Here is a 13,128-nt window from a genome sequence, read left to right on the forward strand (position 1 = left end):
ACTCGATGTCAGAGCGCAAGAGGCAACTTCGGCGAGGATGCGATGGCGAACCCGGATTCATCAGTTCACCGTGGGGCAGGCCGCCCCACCCGCGAGCAGGCGCAGGCACGCCATGAACAGTTACTCGATGCCGCGCTCGATCTGTTCCTCGAGCACGGATACGAGCTCGCGACGATCGAGATGATTGCCGCCAGAGTCCACATGACCAAACGCACCGTCTACGCGCGCCACCCCGACAAGGCCTCGTTGTTCCACGCCGCCACGCAGCGGGCCATCGAACGGCAGGTCGTACCTCCTGACACACTCGCAGAGGCCGACAAAGGCGACCTGGCCGAAACCCTCGAGACGATCGCCCGGCTGCGCATCCGCCAGGTGATGACACCCAACGGTGTTCGGCTGCAACGCATCATCAACACCGAGAGCTACCGGTTCCCCAAGCTGTTCGCATCGAACTACCAGCAAAGCGCCAAACCGGTGATCGAGTTCGTCGCCGGCTTATTCGACCGCGCGGTCAGCGCCGGGCAGATCGCCCCGACCGACTGCGACCGCGCCGCTCGGGCGTTCATGTCTCTGGTGATCGGTGGCTGGGTGCGCGCGATTGTCAACGGCCGAGAACCGACCCCGACCGAGCTCGACACGCAGGTCCACTTCACGATCGACTTACTACTCAACGGCCTGCGACCACGATGACGACACGAGGAGACAACCATGGAATTCGACGGAAACAGTCCGGTCGCCGTCGTCACCGGAGCCAGCTCGGGGATCGGTAAGTCGACCGCAGCCATATTGGTGGCGATGGGCTGGCAGGTGATCGGGGTCGGCCGCGACCCCCGGCGCTGCGCGGAAGCCGAGTCCGAGATCGTCGAATCCGTCTGTGATGGCGGCAGATTCATCATGCTGCGCGGCGATTTCGACCTGATGGCAGAGGTTCAACAGGTCGCCGCCCGGATCGCCGACCTCACGCCCCGCGTCCAAGTGCTCATCAACAACGCCGGCGGTGTGCGGGATCAGCGGACGGTCACCACCGAGGGCACCGAGGCCACCTTCGCCGCCAACCATCTCGCTCCCTTCGTGCTTACGAGGGACCTGATGCCGCTACTCCTGGCGAACGCCGTCGATTCGGAACCCGGTTCGACACGAGTGGTCGCGGTGTCGTCGAATGCCCACAAGATGAGCCGCGGCATCGACTGGGACGACATGCAAAGCCTCACCAAATTTCGCTCCGCGGCAGCATACGGGCAGGCCAAACTAGCCAACATCTTGTTCACCCGCGAACTGTCGCGTCGCGTGGCCGCCGATGGGATCGTCGCCCAGGTCATGCACCCAGGTGTGGTCGCCAGCAATTTCGCCTCGCACGGCGACGAGTACATGCAGGCGCACATGGCCACCGCCGTCACCGTCACGCCCGACGAACCCGCCGAAACACTCCGCTGGTTGGCCACCGACCCGGAAGGTGGACGCGACGGCGGACGTTACTTCCATCGCAATCGTGAAGAGCAGCCCACCGCGGCCGCACTCGACGATGCCGCAGCGGCCCGCCTGTGGACCGAGAGCGAAAAACTACTGGCCACCTTGGGTATCTGAATCTGGCGCCGGTTCAGGTTGAGGGAACAGTCTCCTCCCCCGTTATGTCCGGATCCGGCCGTCGGATCGCGTCTGAACAACCGATTTAGTCGAAATGTTACTGATTTGGAAACAAATCCGTCGTTGCACAGCGCCAACACCACGAAAATCGTACTGTGATCGTGTTCGAATCCCTCACTGTCGGGAGACATACATGGCCATATCGGAAGCATCGGAAGCACCGGGTCCCACCGTTCCAGACAAGGGCCTGCGCAGCGGAACACTCGGACTCTTCGGCAATGTGGTCATCGGACTCTCGGCGGTGGCACCCGCCTACAGTCTCGCGGCCACGCTCGGGTTCGTCGTGGCAGCCGTACACGAGAAGGCGCCGGCGATGTTCGTCCTGGCCTTCATCCCCATGCTGCTGATCGCCTTCGCCTACCGGGAACTCGGCGAAGACACCCCGGACTGCGGCACCACATTCACCTGGGGCACCAAGGCATTCGGCCCATGGATCGGCTGGATCGGCGGCTGGGGACTCGCGGTGTCGGCCATCATCGTTCTGGCCAATGTGGCCGAGATCGCCGGTGTCTATCTGCTGAGGTTCCTTGGCCTCGACTCGTGGGCGGAGAACCTCTGGATCAAGGTCCTGCTCGGGTGCGCCCTCATCGTGATGATGACCTGGGTCAGCATCCGCGGCATTCTGATCAGCGAGCGCATGCAGAATGTGCTCGTCGTCATCCAGTTCGGTGTCCTGATCGTCGCCAGTGTCATCGCACTGTTCAAGGTGGGATTCGACAAGGCCGGTCCGCAGGCCATCAACCCGAGCCTGTCGTGGCTGTGGCCGAGCGGTTTGACCTCGTCCTCCATCGCCGAAGCGGTGATCCTGTGCATCTTCATCTACTGGGGCTGGGATGCCTGCCTCGCGGTCGGGGAGGAAACCAAGGATTCCGCCAAGACCCCCGGTCGCGCCGCGGTCATCACCACGATCATCTTGGTGTGCACCTACGTTCTGGTCGCCTACGCGATCCAGTCGTTTGCCGGATTCGGCGAGGACGGGATCGGTTTGAACAACCCGGACAACGCCGACGACGTCCTGACCATTCTCGGCGATCCCGTGGCCGGGTCGATCATGGCATCGCTGTTGCTGCTGACGGTATCCATTTCGGCGCTCTCGTCGACCCAGTCGACGATTCTCCCCACCGCTCGTGGAACGTTGTCGATGGCCGTGTACGGCGCGATCCCGAAACGATTCGCCACCATCCACCCCCGGTACATGACCCCGGCCTTCGGCACGGCCGTCATGGGCGCCTCGGCGCTGATGTTCTACCTGGTCCTCTCCCTGGTCAGCGAAGACACACTTGGAGACTCCATCTCCTCCCTCGGCCTTGCCGTGGCGTTCTATTACGGGATCACCGCGTTCGCCTGTGTCTGGTACTTCCGGCGGACGTTGCTGCAATCGGCCCGCAATCTCTTCTTCCGCGGCATCTTCCCGCTCATCGGCGCCCTCGCGATGACCTGGGCCTTCTTCCAAAGTGCCTTCGACATGTACGCGGCCGACTACGGTTCCACCTCAGTGGGTGGTGTCGGTGGCGTGTTCATCATGGGCGTCGGCATGCTGGTGCTCGGTATCCCGTTGATGCTGCTGTGCTTTGCGTTCGGTCCGAAGGATTTCTGGAAAGGCAAGACACTCAATGCCAAGACCGAGGTCAAGGTTCCCGATGTCTACTGATTGCAGCGCCGCCCGGTCCCTGTGCACCACAACGGCATCCACGGAAGCGAGTACCAGCCGATGAGACTGACAGTGGGTTACCTCTACACCGACACCGGCGACGACGGCGTCAATCTGGCGATCGCCATCGCCAAGACCACCGGCGCCGCAATGGATCTGGTGTGTGTCGTTCGGGAGGTCGAACCCGACGGCACCCCGGGCCGGGCCTCCTTCCAGGAAGCACTGGTCAACAAGGCACAGAAGTGGCTCGAAGAAGTCGCCGCCGACATCCCCGACGACATCGAGGTCGCCCTGCACACGCCGGTGGCGGAGTCATTTCCGCAGGCGCTCATCGACTTTGCGGTGCACAGCCATGCCACGATGATCGTGGTCGGCGGCACCAGCGACGGCATCCTGGGCAAGCACACACTCGGCAGCATCTCGTCGGCACTGACCCATGCATCACCGGTGCCGGTGGCCCTCGCGCCCCGTGGCTACACCCGCCTCGAGCGTCCGGTCATCCCCACGCTCACTGTTGCCATCCCCACCTCGGAATCAAAAGACAGTCCCCTGCCCTTTGCCCTTGATCTCGCGAAGAAGGCCGGCCTGAATCTGCGACTTCTCTCGCTGGTCTCGCACGACGACCTACACGGCGAGGATGAGGAGTCGATGGCTGTCCGGCAACGACACGTCGCCCAGGCGACTGCCAATCTGGAACTCGCCAAGAAGAGTTGTGGCGACGCCGTCAAGATCGAATCCCTTGTCGCCGATGGCAATACGGTCGAAGAGGCACTCGAGCAACTGCGCTGGTCGCGCGGCGACGTCGTCGTCATCGGTTCCGGACACCTGGCACCGCCACGCCGGGCATTTCTGGGGTCAATGTCGGCGCGCATCCTCAAGAACACTGACGCACCCATCGTCGTGGTACCCAAGGGCTTCACCCCCTGACCCCGATGATGTGCCCTTTTTGCGGTGCCCACCTGGGGAAATGGCCGCAATAAGGGCACATCATCGGGGCGCGGAGGCGGGGGTCAGGAATCGAAACCCAGGCCGACGGCGTCCATCGCCCGTAGCCACAGTCCGCGTCGACCCTGATTTCGATCGGCGCGGGCGAACTCACGACGGGTCACGGTGATCCCGAACCACCGCAACGGCTCCGGCGGAAAAGGAATCGGCGTGGACTGCACCATCTTCAGGCGGGTGCGTTCGGTGTCGCGGCCGTCGACGAGGTCGAGCGCGGCCGCAGCACCGAAGTGCGACGCGCCCACACCGAGCCCGGTGAATCCCAGCACCGAGACGACCTTGCCGCCCATGCTGACATCCCAGAAGTTGTTGAACCGCGAACACGTGTCGATGACACCGCCCCACGTGTGGGTCGCGGTGATGCCTTCGAGTTGCGGGAACACCTGCAGCAGATGCTCTGCGAGCAGACCGAACTCACTCGGCTTCTGCGCGCGACGGGGATCGGTGTCACCGCCGTAGTAGTAGAACGCATCCCAGCCACCGAACAGGATCCGGTTGTCGGCCGTGAGCCGGAAGTAGTGGAAGCGATTGCCGGAATCGGCCAGCCCCTGACGTCCGGACCACCCGATCGCGGACAGCTGTTTGTCGGTCAGCGGTTCGGTCATGATGGCGTAATCCCACACGGGCACCATCAGATAGCCGAGCTTGCGGCGCAACGGCTTCGACGCCGACGTGGCCACGACCACCCGCGCTGCGTCCACACTGCCGTATCCCGTCGCCACGGTCACCCGGTCGCCCACCGACGTCAGCGACGTCACCTCGCTGTGCTCGAAGACCCGGACCCCGAGGCGCTCGGCCGCCGCAGCCAGCCCCCAGGCCAGCTTTGCCGGGTCGATGATCATCACGTCCGGGTCGTACATGGCGCCGTGGGCCATCGGGCTGTTCAAATGTTTGGCGAGCTCGTCACCGTCGAGGAAGCGCAGCGGCTGGTCGAGCCGATGTCCTTGCTCCACAACCTCTTCGAGTCCGGGGACCTGCCAGTCGAAACTCGCCAGATTGAGTTCCCCGGTGCGCTCGACGTCCGCATCGATTCCCAGCCTGGTGATCGCATCGGCGATCGCGTCGAGGGTCTGCACCCCCATCCGGAGCAGGTCCGGCAGTTCGTCTTCGTACCTCTCCATGCCGTTGACGAGCCCGTGGGTCAGGCTGGCCGAGCAGAATCCGCCGTTGCGCCCGGAGGCACCCTCGGCGATCCGGTCACCTTCGAGCAGGACGACAGATCGCTGCGGATTCGCCTCGGCCGCTTGGACGGCGGCCCACAAACCGGTGAATCCGCCTCCCACGACAACAAGATCCGCGCTGTGTCGCCCGGCCAGACGCGGTCTCGCCGCGGGTCTCAGTGGCCGGTCGAGCCAGTAGGGGGCCGGGGTCGCGCCCGCGACCATCGCCGTTCCGCGAGCGGTGGGCTCGAGTGCCCAATCGCTCCGTGACCCTGGGCCGCTCACTGCGGCAGCGTGAAAATCGTTCGGTGCCATGGCTTGTGCGGTACTCCTGTGATGTCACTCATCACGTGTTTGATGGTGAGATATTCGTCGAGCGAATACGTGGACATGTCTTTTCCGAAACCCGACGCCCCGACACCTCCGTGCGGCATCTCGCTGATGATCGGGAGGTGGTCGTTGATCCACACACATCCGGCACGGATTTCGCGAGACGCCCGCTGCGCGCGATACACATCTCGTGTCCACGCCGATGCCGCCAGACCGTACACGGTGTCATTGGCCATCCGGAGCGCATCGTCGTCGTCGTCAAAAGCGCTGACCGTCAGGACCGGTCCGAAGATCTCGTCGCGATACACCTCGGCGTCTTCGGGTACATCGGCGAGCAGAGTCGGCTCATAGAAGGCGCCCGGGCCCTCGGGTGCGCGGCCACCGGTGACAACCCGGATCCCGGCCACCCGTGCGCGTTCGACCATCGCACCCACCTTGTCGCGGTGACCGAACGAGATCAGCGAGCCCATGTCGGTGGCCGGATCGCAAGGATTGCCGACGCGCACCTTCGACATGAGTTCAGCGACACCGGCGACAAAGTCGTCGTACAGCGGGCGGGCAACGATGGCTCTGGTCGCCGCGGTGCAGTCCTGGCCGGAGTTGATCAACGCACCCGCAACCGCTCCGTGGATCGCTGCCTCGAGGTCGGCATCGTCGAACACCACAAACGGTGCCTTGCCACCGAGTTCGAGTTGGACCCTGGTGCCATTGGCCGCAGCCTGCGACATCACCTGCCTGCCGACCCCGGTGGACCCGGTGAAGGTGACGACGTCCACCCCGGCATGACCGGCTATCGCAGCGCCGACTTCCGCGCCGGTCCCGGTGAGCACGTTGAAAACGCCGTCCGGGATACCTGCTTCGGTGGCGAGCCTGGCCAGCGTCAATGTGGTCAACGGGGTCAGCTCCGCCGGTTTGAGCACCACCGTGCATCCGGCGGCCAGCGCCGGGATGACCTTCCACACCGCCATCTGCAACGGGTAGTTCCATGGCGTGATGGAGCCGACCACACCGACCGCCTCCCGACGGATCGACGACGTGTGGTCACCCGAATACTCGGCGCTGGCCTTGCCTTCGAGATTGCGGGCCAGGCCTGCGAAGAACTCGACGTTGTCCACCGAACCCGGAACATCGAACTCCGTGGCCAGACGAATCGGTTTTCCGGTCTGAGCGACCTCTTCCGCAGCGAGGTCATCGGCGGCCTTCGACATCGCCGACGCCAACGACCACAGCGCGGTGCTTCGCTCGGCCGGCGTTGCGCTTGACCACTCTCCCAGCGCATTTCGTGCGACGTCGACCGCCTTGTCCACATCTGCGGCCGTGGCCAACATCGTGGACGCGACGACGGCGCCGGTCGCCGGATCGATGACATCGTGAACACGTCCGGCACCGGACTGCGCACGTCCGTTCACCCAGCCGGCGGCAAAAGTTGTTGAACTGTTGGTCATATTCAGTCCTCGCGGGCCGTCGTCGTCAATGGGTATCTGATGGCCACCATACCGAGACACTGCGCATTTCGCGATGGATAGTGGCATCAGACGACGAATTCCCTCTGTTTAGGTTGCGAATTATTGCGGATTCCGTAGCATGTGGGATGCAACGATCGAACCGGCCAGTGCATCGAGAAGAATCGGAGCCATGACCGAGCAGCCAATAGTCCTAGACAACATCTCCAAAAAGATCATCGAGGAGCTGCAGGCCGACGGCCGACGCTCATATGCCTCGGTGGGCAAAGCAGTGGGGCTCTCGGAAGCGGCGGTGCGCAACCGGGTTCAGCGCCTGGGTGAGGCAGGTGTCCTCCAGATCGTGGCGGTGACCGATCCGATGCAGGTGGGTTTTGCCCGCCAGGCGATGATCGGCATCCGTTGCACCGGAGACACCGCGGCACTGGGCGAAGCACTTGCGGAGGTCGAGGAGATCGACTACGTGGTCCTGACCGCCGGATCATTCGATGTGGTCATCGAAGTGGTCTGCGAGAACGACGAACATCTCCTCGAGGTACTGAACAAGAAGGTGCGATCGCAGCCTGGCGTGACCGGGACAGAGACCCTGGTCTACCTGAAATTGGTCAAACAACAATACAATTGGGGTACCCGATGACCGCAGTCGAGAACAACACCACCACCCTTGGCGACCGCTCGGCACGCCACCTGTGGGGCCACTTCTCCAGGCACGGAAACACAACAACACCACCGGTCATCACCCGCGGCGAGGGTGTCCGGATCTTCGACGACCGCGGCCGCAGTTATCTCGACGGGCTGTCGGGATTGTTTGTGGTGCAGGCCGGCCACGGCCGGGTCGAGCTTGCCGAGGCCGCAGCGAAGCAGGCCAAGGAACTCGCCTTCTTCCCCTTGTGGTCATACGCGACACCACCCGCCATCGAATTGGCCGAACGGCTGGCGAACTACGCGCCCGGCGACCTCAACCGGGTCTTCTTCACCACCGGTGGTGGCGAGGCCGTGGAAAGCGCATGGAAACTCGCGAAGCAGTACTTCAAGCTGACCGGAAAACCCGGCAAGCACAAGGTCATCTCGCGGTCGATCGCCTACCACGGCACTCCGCAGGGCGCGCTGGCGATCACCGGTATCCCGGCGCTCAAGGAAGCCTTCGAACCACTCACGCCAGGAGCGTTCCGGGTTCCGAACACCAACATCTACCGCGCCGGTGAACACGGCGACGACCCCAAGGAATTCGGCCTCTGGGCCGCCAACCGCATCGAAGAGGCCATCGAGTTCGAGGGACCCGACACGGTTGCCGCGGTCTTCCTCGAACCGGTGCAGAATGCCGGCGGCTGCTTCCCGCCGCCGCCCGGATACTTCCAGCGGGTTCGGGAGATCTGCGACAAGCACGACGTGTTGCTGGTCTCCGACGAGGTGATCTGCGCGTTCGGCCGGATCGGATCGATGTTCGCCTGCACCGACTTCGACTATGTCCCCGACATCATCACCTGCGCGAAGGGCATGACCTCGGGTTACTCCCCGATCGGCGCGATGATCGCCACCGATCGACTCTTCGAACCCTTCAACGACAACGCCACATCGTTTGCCCACGGTTACACCTTTGGCGGACACCCGGTTTCGGCGGCCGTCGCGTTGGCCAACCTCGACATCTTCGAGCGCGAGGGCCTCAACGACCGGGTCAAGCAACTCGCACCGGACTTCCGGCGAACGCTGGAACGATTGAATGACCTACCGATCGTCGGCGATGTCCGCGGCGAAGGTTACTTCTACGGCATCGAATTGGTGAAGGACAAGGCCACCAAGGAGACGTTCACGCCGGACGAGTCCGAGCGGGTCCTGCGCAATTTCCTTTCCACCGCATTGTTCGACGCCGGACTCTATTGCCGCGCCGACGACCGGGGTGATCCGGTGGTCCAACTCGCTCCCCCGCTCACCTGCGGGCAGGCCGAGTTCGACGAGATGGAACAGATCCTGCGATCGGTACTGACCGAGGCCTACACAAAGATCTGAGTTCACGCCGCCGGGACCGGCCGGACATGGCCGGCCCGGCGCTTCAGATCCATCCGAGATTGCGGGCCTTGAGGGCTGCCTCATACCGGTTCGAGGCACCGAGCTTCGACATCGCCGATGACAGGTAGTTACGCGTGGTGCCGACCGACAGGTGTGCGCGCGTGGCGATCTCGTCCACCGAGGAACCATCGATGGCGAACTCGAGGACGTCGGCTTCGCGTGCGGTCAGTACGGTGTCGCCGGCACTGATCGCTTCGGCGGCCAACTGTGGATCGACGTGCCGGCCACCGCCGTCGACGGTGCGGATGACTTCGGCGAGGGTGGCAGCCGAGGATGTCTTGGGCAGAAAGCCCCGCACTCCCGCGGTGAGAGCACGTTTGAGGTAGCCGGGCCGTCCGTGACTGGTGACGATCAGGATGCCGGCACCCGGAGTCAGCGCGAGAAGTTCGGTGGCGGTGTCGATGCCGTCGATCCCGGGCATCTGCAGATCGATGACGGCGACGGCAACCGGTTGGCCGTCGGCCAGGCGTTGTTGCCACATGGTGACCAGTTCTTCGCCCGACCCGACGTTCGCGACGACATCGAGATCGTCTTCGAGGTCGAGCATGGCGGCCATCGCGGTGCGGATGAGCGTTTCGTCGTCGGCCAACAGGACTGGAATCACTTTTTCTCCCACTGTATTTCGAGCATGAACATCTCTCCGCTCGTGGTGGCCTCGAGTCCGGAGCCGACGTGTGCCAGACGCTCCGACAGGCCACGGAGACCCGAGTGCCCGCGGCCATCGTCCACGGTTTCCTCGCGGGTGCCGTTGTTACGCAGAGACATTCCCGCCGCACCGATCGAGAGAGTCGCCGACGTCGCAGCCGAGTGTTTGACGATGTTGGTTGTTCCCTCTCTGACCACCCAGGCCGCCACCTCATGGAAACGTGCAGGCACCTTGGCCGGATCGCCCTCGACGACGAGCCGGCAGCCCGCCGCGGCCAGGAGTGAGCGGGCGCCCGCGACCTCACCGTCGAGGTTGATGTCGCGGTAGCCACGCACCAGATCGCGCATCGTGTCCATCGATTCGACGGCGAGCACCTTCACCTCGTCCATCTCGGCGGCTGCCCGGTCCCCGGCTCCGGCCCGTGAGAGTGTCGCGGCGAGTTCACTTTTGACGGCGATGGCGGAGAATCCGCGGCCGACCACATCGTGCAGGTCCCTGGCGAAACGCAAACGCTCTTCGGCAACCTGCAACCGGGCCTCGACGGACTTGGCGCGCTCCAGCTCATCGACCACCTCCAGACCCCACATCGTCAACAACGTGGTGGCGACGAGGAACCCACCGATGAAGAACGTGACCGCGGCCAACCGGAGCCCCACGACCGCAGACGTCCCGAAAACTGCGCCGGTGGCGATACTCACGCCGAGGACGAACCACCACCTGCCCCGCAGAAACGGAACGATAGACAGCATCGGCAGAAGTGCGGCAAAGATGCCCGCCGTACGTGCGGCGTCCAGGTCGGATTCGTCGGTGGCCAGATTGGCCACCAGGGCGCAGAACAGCCAGACCACGACCAGTACCACCGCCCCCACCGGCAGTGCCCATCGCCGCAGTGCGGCATTGGTCCAGGCCGTCAGATCAGGTTGGGTCTGCAGGGCGAGAAGCGCTGCAGCCCCGGAGATGACAATCGCCGCTGCCGACCACGGAACGTCGGCGGTGGTGGTCGCCGAAACGACCACCACCCCGGCGATGGCGCCCTGGAGCGTGAGCCGGCTGTAGAGCCGGAACTTCGCAGGCCCGGACAGCTCACGCCACCAGGACGCCACCCGTGTCATCCGCGGTCGTCCCAGCGGAAGCTTGTTGCGACGATTGCCAGCGCCAACGCGGTCCATATACCCAGTGTTGCAAGTGGTTGTGCCATCTCGGCGAACGTGCCCGCGAAATCGAGCGGTGCGTCGGACTCGCCTGCGGTGGCAGGCAGGCCGGCCGTACCGAGGGAGATCAGGTCGGACAGGGCTGCAAACGGTGTCCACGAGACCACGTCGCCGAGGCGATCGGGAAGGATGTCACGGATCGATTCAAGGCCGACCATCGCGATCATCATCACCGGTAGAGAAGTGATCTGTGCTGCCTCCGCGTTTTTGGTGACCGCACTCGTCGCCAGTCCGAGCAGCGAGAAGACGATGATTCCGCCTGCCATCGCAACGATCAGTGCGATCGGATTGACGGGCGCGGGCGCACCGGCGCCGTAGATCACCCCGGAGACGATCACACCACCGATCACGGTGAGGATGGCACCGGGTACGGCCGGGGCCGTCTGGATCTGCCAATCCGCTGCCTCACCCGTTCGCAGCCGCTTCAACACTCCTTCCCCACGGCGGGTGGTGACCATCGACAGCACCGAGTAGTACTGCACGAACAGAAATGCCATCAACGCGAACATCTCCAGGCCCGTGGTCGAGACCTCCGCCGTGGCACCGGATTCGTTGCGGGCGATGAAGAAGGTCGCCAGTGGGAGGGCCACCGGGAACACCGTTCCCAGCACGACAAGGGTTTTGTTGCGGACGAACTGCCGGTACTCGGCCTTCGCCAGAGCACTCAGTGGGCGCCGGCCGTAGCCGAGCGCAGTGGATGCGGTTGTGATGGTCATCGGGGTGCTCCGATCATGTCGGGGGTGGACGCCGAGGTGTCGGCCGGGTCGGCGGCGATGTCGAGGAATACCGACTCCAACGATGCGGCGCGGGCTTCCAGGCCACCGAGCTGCACGCCGCGGGCACCGGCCCAGGCCAGCAGTTCCGAAAGGTGGCCCTGCAGATCGTGCGTGTACGCGGTCACCCGAGCGCCGGCATCGACCCGCGCGCCGAGTAGTGGCGGCAGGGCAGGCCCGGGGTGGTCGAAGACAATTCGCGCCGGATGCTCGTCGACGATGTCGCGAAGTGTTCCGCGGCGGGCGATCTGACCCCTGTGCATGATCGCAATCCGGTCGGCGAGCGCTTCGGCCTCGTCGAGGTAGTGGGTCGTCAGGACCATCGTGACCCCGGACGCCTTGAGATCGGCCAGCAAACGCCATGTGGCGCGACGACTTTCCGGATCGAGACCGGTGGTCGGTTCATCGAGGAACAACAACCGGGGCTGCCCCAACAACGCACAGGCGAGGTCGACCCGGCGCCTTTCACCGCCGGACAACGCTCCGACGCGCACATGGGCGCGGTCTGTGAGGTTGACCTGCGCCAGGACTTCGTCCACGGTGGTCGGATTCGAGCAGGTGCCGCGCCACATCTCCAATGTCTCGGCGACGGTCAATTCGGCAGGCAGACCACCGGACTGCAACATGATGCCCACCTGCGGGCGGACCAACTTGCGGTCCCGTCGTGGGTCGAGACCGAAGACCTCGACCTCACCGGCAGACGGTGCGGCAAGTCCTTCCAGCACGTCGAAGGTCGACGTCTTACCGGCACCGTTGGTGCCGAGCAACGCAAAGACCTCGCCCTCTGCGACATCGAGATCGATGCCCCTGACCGCCTCGAACGCGTCGTCACCCTGGCCATAGACCCGGCGCAACCCGCGGGCGGTGATCACTGCATTCATCGTTGCCCCCATTTCCGGCTGCCAACGACCCACCTGATTGCGATGGTTGCCGAGGCGACCACCGCCGCGATCAGCGAGAAGACCGCATCGGGCGCGGTGAGACCGATCACGACGGCGAGCAGGATGATCGTGAATCCGGCCACCGCGAGTTCGCGCCCACGGGTGGGCGCCGGACCGATGCGAAGCGCATCTTTCATCAGATTGCCGAAAAATGTTGCTTGCGACTCTGTTTCGCGATGGTCAGGTGGACGGTGGTTGTAGTTGTGATGTGTTGTGTGCATGCCTTCAAGGCTCATCCACATC

Annotated in this window: 13 protein-coding genes; 6 read left to right on the forward strand and 7 right to left on the reverse strand. The window is 64.2% G+C overall.

The genetic code is table 11. The features are described from left to right. Positions 1 to 42 precede the first annotated feature (42 nt). From AC1D75_RS24050 to AC1D75_RS24065, 4 genes are all read left to right on the forward strand, one after another. Entirely contained in the window at positions 43 to 690 is a 648-nt protein-coding gene (locus tag AC1D75_RS24050; RefSeq protein WP_495517857.1) for a TetR/AcrR family transcriptional regulator, read from the forward strand. 18 nt (positions 691 to 708) lie between these two features. Next, entirely contained in the window at positions 709 to 1,584 is an 876-nt protein-coding gene (locus AC1D75_RS24055; RefSeq protein WP_495517858.1) for an SDR family NAD(P)-dependent oxidoreductase, read from the forward strand. 193 nt (positions 1,585 to 1,777) lie between these two features. Continuing rightward, positions 1,778 to 3,295 (forward strand): APC family permease, encoded by a 1,518-nt coding sequence (locus AC1D75_RS24060; RefSeq protein ID WP_495517859.1) that lies wholly within the window; start codon positions 1,778 to 1,780, stop codon positions 3,293 to 3,295. A 60-nt stretch (positions 3,296 to 3,355) separates the two neighbouring features. Next, positions 3,356 to 4,222: a universal stress protein gene (locus AC1D75_RS24065; protein WP_495517860.1), complete on the forward strand. Its 867-nt coding sequence runs from the start codon at positions 3,356 to 3,358 to the stop codon at positions 4,220 to 4,222. 83 nt (positions 4,223 to 4,305) lie between these two features. Here AC1D75_RS24065 and AC1D75_RS24070 read toward each other — a convergent pair whose 3' ends face one another. Together AC1D75_RS24070 and AC1D75_RS24075 are read right to left on the reverse strand one after the other, a co-directional pair. Continuing rightward, a complete protein-coding gene (locus tag AC1D75_RS24070) occupies positions 4,306 to 5,682 on the reverse strand; it encodes an NAD(P)/FAD-dependent oxidoreductase (RefSeq protein ID WP_495518400.1) in 1,377 nt (458 codons plus the stop codon). 56 nt (positions 5,683 to 5,738) lie between these two features. Continuing rightward, a complete protein-coding gene (locus tag AC1D75_RS24075; RefSeq protein ID WP_495517861.1) occupies positions 5,739 to 7,232 on the reverse strand; it encodes a gamma-aminobutyraldehyde dehydrogenase in 1,494 nt (497 codons plus the stop codon). A 190-nt stretch (positions 7,233 to 7,422) separates the two neighbouring features. Here AC1D75_RS24075 and AC1D75_RS24080 point away from each other — a divergent pair, with 190 nt between their 5' ends. Both AC1D75_RS24080 and AC1D75_RS24085 read left to right on the forward strand, forming a co-directional pair. After that, positions 7,423 to 7,884 carry an Lrp/AsnC family transcriptional regulator gene (locus AC1D75_RS24080; RefSeq protein WP_482138426.1) on the forward strand — a complete coding sequence of 154 codons (462 nt, stop codon included), beginning with the start codon at positions 7,423 to 7,425 and terminating at the stop codon, positions 7,882 to 7,884. Then, positions 7,881 to 9,254, forward strand: a complete 1,374-nt coding sequence (locus tag AC1D75_RS24085) for an aspartate aminotransferase family protein (RefSeq protein WP_495517862.1) — start codon at positions 7,881 to 7,883, stop codon at positions 9,252 to 9,254. Before AC1D75_RS24080 ends, AC1D75_RS24085 begins: the two co-directional genes overlap by 4 nt. A gap of 43 nt (positions 9,255 to 9,297) precedes the next feature. Here the strand turns inward: AC1D75_RS24085 and AC1D75_RS24090 are convergent, their stop codons facing one another. Genes AC1D75_RS24090 through AC1D75_RS24110 form a run of 5 tightly spaced genes read right to left on the reverse strand, consistent with a single transcriptional unit; the run spans position 9,298 to position 13,106 of the window. Continuing rightward, entirely contained in the window at positions 9,298 to 9,918 is a 621-nt protein-coding gene (locus AC1D75_RS24090; protein ID WP_495517863.1) for a response regulator transcription factor, read from the reverse strand. Beyond that, positions 9,915 to 11,072, reverse strand: a complete 1,158-nt coding sequence (locus AC1D75_RS24095) for a sensor histidine kinase (RefSeq protein ID WP_495517864.1) — start codon at positions 11,070 to 11,072, stop codon at positions 9,915 to 9,917. Before AC1D75_RS24095 ends, AC1D75_RS24090 begins: the two co-directional genes overlap by 4 nt. Beyond that, a complete protein-coding gene (locus AC1D75_RS24100) occupies positions 11,069 to 11,887 on the reverse strand; it encodes an ABC transporter permease (protein ID WP_495517865.1) in 819 nt (272 codons plus the stop codon). Before AC1D75_RS24100 ends, AC1D75_RS24095 begins: the two co-directional genes overlap by 4 nt. Continuing rightward, positions 11,884 to 12,825 (reverse strand): ABC transporter ATP-binding protein, encoded by a 942-nt coding sequence (locus AC1D75_RS24105; protein ID WP_495517866.1) that lies wholly within the window; start codon positions 12,823 to 12,825, stop codon positions 11,884 to 11,886. The genes AC1D75_RS24100 and AC1D75_RS24105 overlap by 4 nt, the downstream gene beginning before the upstream one ends. Beyond that, positions 12,822 to 13,106 (reverse strand): hypothetical protein, encoded by a 285-nt coding sequence (locus tag AC1D75_RS24110; RefSeq protein ID WP_495517867.1) that lies wholly within the window; start codon positions 13,104 to 13,106, stop codon positions 12,822 to 12,824. Before AC1D75_RS24110 ends, AC1D75_RS24105 begins: the two co-directional genes overlap by 4 nt. Positions 13,107 to 13,128 lie beyond the last annotated feature (22 nt).

The organism is Williamsia sp. Y712 (genome assembly GCF_059445525.1).

Coding starts and splice junctions, on each gene's coding strand:
- AC1D75_RS24050 (WP_495517857.1), top strand. CDS start 43: ATGGCGAACCCGGATTCATCAGTTCACCGTGGGGCAGGCCGCCCCACC.
- AC1D75_RS24055 (WP_495517858.1), top strand. CDS start 709: ATGGAATTCGACGGAAACAGTCCGGTCGCCGTCGTCACCGGAGCCAGC.
- AC1D75_RS24060 (WP_495517859.1), top strand. CDS start 1,778: ATGGCCATATCGGAAGCATCGGAAGCACCGGGTCCCACCGTTCCAGAC.
- AC1D75_RS24065 (WP_495517860.1), top strand. CDS start 3,356: ATGAGACTGACAGTGGGTTACCTCTACACCGACACCGGCGACGACGGC.
- AC1D75_RS24070 (WP_495518400.1), bottom strand. CDS start 5,682: ATGGTCGCGGGCGCGACCCCGGCCCCCTACTGGCTCGACCGGCCACTG.
- AC1D75_RS24075 (WP_495517861.1), bottom strand. CDS start 7,232: ATGACCAACAGTTCAACAACTTTTGCCGCCGGCTGGGTGAACGGACGT.
- AC1D75_RS24080 (WP_482138426.1), top strand. CDS start 7,423: ATGACCGAGCAGCCAATAGTCCTAGACAACATCTCCAAAAAGATCATC.
- AC1D75_RS24085 (WP_495517862.1), top strand. CDS start 7,881: ATGACCGCAGTCGAGAACAACACCACCACCCTTGGCGACCGCTCGGCA.
- AC1D75_RS24095 (WP_495517864.1), bottom strand. CDS start 11,072: ATGACACGGGTGGCGTCCTGGTGGCGTGAGCTGTCCGGGCCTGCGAAG.
- AC1D75_RS24100 (WP_495517865.1), bottom strand. CDS start 11,887: ATGACCATCACAACCGCATCCACTGCGCTCGGCTACGGCCGGCGCCCA.
- AC1D75_RS24105 (WP_495517866.1), bottom strand. CDS start 12,825: ATGAATGCAGTGATCACCGCCCGCGGGTTGCGCCGGGTCTATGGCCAG.
- AC1D75_RS24110 (WP_495517867.1), bottom strand. CDS start 13,106: ATGCACACAACACATCACAACTACAACCACCGTCCACCTGACCATCGC.